The organism is Leeuwenhoekiella sp. CH_XMU1409-2, from assembly GCF_037029365.1.
Taxonomy (GTDB): Bacteria; Bacteroidota; Bacteroidia; order Flavobacteriales; family Flavobacteriaceae; genus Leeuwenhoekiella; species Leeuwenhoekiella blandensis.
In genome coordinates, this window is sequence record NZ_JAYMEI010000031.1 from 1 (window position 1) to 2937 (window position 2937).

At 39.5% G+C, this 2937-nt stretch carries 2 protein-coding genes and 1 pseudogene; 1 reads left to right on the top strand and 2 read right to left on the bottom strand.

The features are described 5' to 3' along the window. Nucleotides 1-235, bottom strand: a pseudogene (locus WA338_RS18690) (superoxide dismutase); the annotation flags it as partial. A gap of 631 nt (nt 236-866) precedes the next feature. Next, entirely contained in the window at nt 867-2084 is a 1218-nt protein-coding gene (locus WA338_RS18695; RefSeq protein WP_272985928.1) for a tyrosine-type recombinase/integrase, read from the bottom strand. Between the two features lie 519 nt (nt 2085-2603). Here WA338_RS18695 and WA338_RS18700 point away from each other — a divergent pair. Then, the coding region (locus tag WA338_RS18700; RefSeq protein ID WP_336094536.1) for a hypothetical protein at nt 2604-2937 on the top strand (334 nt) is incomplete at its 3' end.

Here is a 2937-nt window from a genome sequence, read left to right on the forward strand (position 1 = left end):
CTTTTACTGCTCCACCGTGATGAAATTCAAAGTGCAGATGTAAGGTTTCTTCATCCATATGTGGCTCCAAAAAAGTTTTATTGTATGGAAGTGATTTTTGAATGAAATTTCCATTACTGTCCACTAATCTGTCAATTCCGTTTTCCGTTACATTTTGTGAAAAAACGTTGTTCATTGGTAGGATTGTCGCTCCACCTAAAATTGCCGTGTTTCTTAAAAATTCTTTTCTGTCCATATTTATACTTTTTTCAATTTATCTCGTTTTTCCACATTACTGCCAACGGTCCCGTATATCTTTCAGTTGTGGGAATTTAGGAAATAAAGATAATAAAAAGAAATGACTTCGACGCGCCAGCGTCTGTGTCCGCAGGACACATAGCCGCAATTGAAGATATACATTGTTACCAAAAGTATTTTCCTTTTAAAAATTGGCTTTTCGGTTTTGTTTAAGATCACTTTCTGAAAAATAAACTTGAATAAAACTTTTTTACGTTCAGATCAGCCGTAAAGATTTTTTAAATTAATTGAGCAAGAGTAAGAATGTTCAGTTTATCCGTTTTATTTTTTTTGTGTTTTCATTTTTGCGTCCAGATCAGCCATCAGGATTTTTTTAATTTTTTGGAGTAGGAGTGAGCACGTTTTGTTTTAATTTTTTTGCGTTCAGCTATTTTTTTCAATTGAGAACCGCAGCAACTTTTCACAAATTTATTTTCAAGAGTTTTATTTAGAGATTTTCCAGTTTAAAAATCTAGAACTTAAAAGGAATAAATATTTGTAGGTTTGAAAACATATTAAAAAACTCAAGCCTATGATTTTTGTTTCATATTTTTGGTAACTTGTTATATCAACACAAATATAGTTGATTATCAGAGTCCCTGTCGGGATATCAACACTTTTTGTTGCTCTTTTGCGTTTTTTGTTATTTGCGATATCGTGACATCTAGGGGGTTTGCTACTTCAAACAAATCTTGTTGCGAGACGTGTGTATAGAGCATCGTAGTTTCGGGTTTGGCGTGTCCTAGAAGTTCTTGGATATGCCGCAAGGCTACCCCGTGATCCATCATATGCGTAGCATAACTGTGGCGTAATGTATGAGGTGTTACCGCTTTTTTAATCCCTGCACGTGTACAGCTTTTTTTCAAAAAGGTGCGTATAGCGCCTGCACTGTAGCCTTGCCCATCACGTCCAGGGATCAAATAGTGGGTAGGTGCATAACTTTCCATATAATTCAGTAAAAGGGGTACTACGGCCTGTGCAAGTTTTACCGTACGGTCTTTGCGGCCTTTTCCTTTTTTTATGTGCACTTGCATGCGGTCAAGATCTATAGCATCACAGCGTAATGCCAGTAGTTCGCCTATACGCAAACCTGCGCTATACAGCAGTGCCAAAATAGTGCGATGTTTTAGATTTGGTGTAGCACGCAATAAATCGATCACCTCTTTCCGGCTCAATACGACGGGCAGTTTTTTGTCTTTCTTAGGGCGCTGTAAACTATCAAAATCAGCTTTCGGAAATTCTAGGAGTACACTTAAATGTTTCAGCGCACTTATGCATTGCCTATGACTGCTTATGCTGTACCTTCTAAAGGCAATAACCTCTTCTATAAAGGCTCTAAACGCACGCACGTTCAGGTTTTCTATAGGCTTGTTTTTGTAGTGGTTCAAAAACTGAACTGTAAAATTACCATACACTTTTAGGGTTTGTTCACTTAAACGTTGTCCTTTTAAATAGTGAACATAGCGCTTTAAAAGAGCCTTGTGGCTTTGTGGCAGTTGTTGATACTGCTGCTTTAAGTCTGTGGTATTACGGAGTAAACGTTCAGCAGAAGTTTGCACGACTTGAGGTTGCTTTGGAGCTTTTCGTAAGGCTTCATAATCCAGATACCAGGATTTCTGCTGAATGTGTTTAAAAAATTGACGAAGCTTACTGCTGCTGTCCTCAAAATAAAAGCACCTATGGGTTTGACTCCAATGCGTGTCTTTAAAGGTCTTGACATGCTCTTTTACCGAAACATCATAGTCAAAATACACCGCAATTTGCGAGGCATTTTTATGTCTTATGCGGTCTAGCTTTATGGTATACATCTCTTTTTTAGAGTTAAGCTATTGAAAAACAGTGTCTTTTGCAACTCCATACGTTGTGTTTTTTTGCATAAATGATCTTTAAAACTTCGGGTTTGAATAGGGCTTCAACCATTGTTCATTCATAGTTTATCCGTTGTTTTACCATTAAACCCCAGTGTTTATGGGCAAACAATGCTTAATTAACGGATAATCTATGCTTAAAGGCCGACTAAACCTGCTCAAACACACCTTAAATACACGTTTTGTCTAGAAAGCTTTTTAGGATGTTTCGGAAACAAAGGTTCAAGCCAAACTTTTAAAAGACTCAGGATCTTAATAAATTTTGGTTAGCCGCGGCAAGACCGTAGGAATTGAAGGGATTTGAGTATCTTGTAGCAGACTTCCTCGGCCTAAGCCTGTTTGCCGGCAAAGGCAGGCTTCTGAGGTAGTGATTTGAAACCTGATTTTAATTTCGTGGCAACCCGTAAGCTATCGGGACAGGGGATCGAACCCTTTGGCGGTGCCACTAAAAGCTACATTATGAAATCACCACTGTTCCTGCTACCGTTTTTACTTGTATTCAGTCTCACTCCAACGCATGCCCGGGATTATGAAGGGGCAACCCCAATACGTGTACAAGCTACTTTAGATACCGGTCGCGTGGCCGCTTTAAATGCCTTTTGGGATCGGCTTTCGCAAACGGTGCAAACGGGAGATTTTGAAGGCTATGCTGCGCTGTATCATCAGGATGCGGTGCTGGTGATCGACAATGCGGGCAGGCAAAGCAGTATGCCCATAACACAAGCATTAGCTGCGTGGAAGCAGGGTTTTGAAGATACCCGTAGCGGAAAAACCGGTGCTCAGGTGGCCTTTC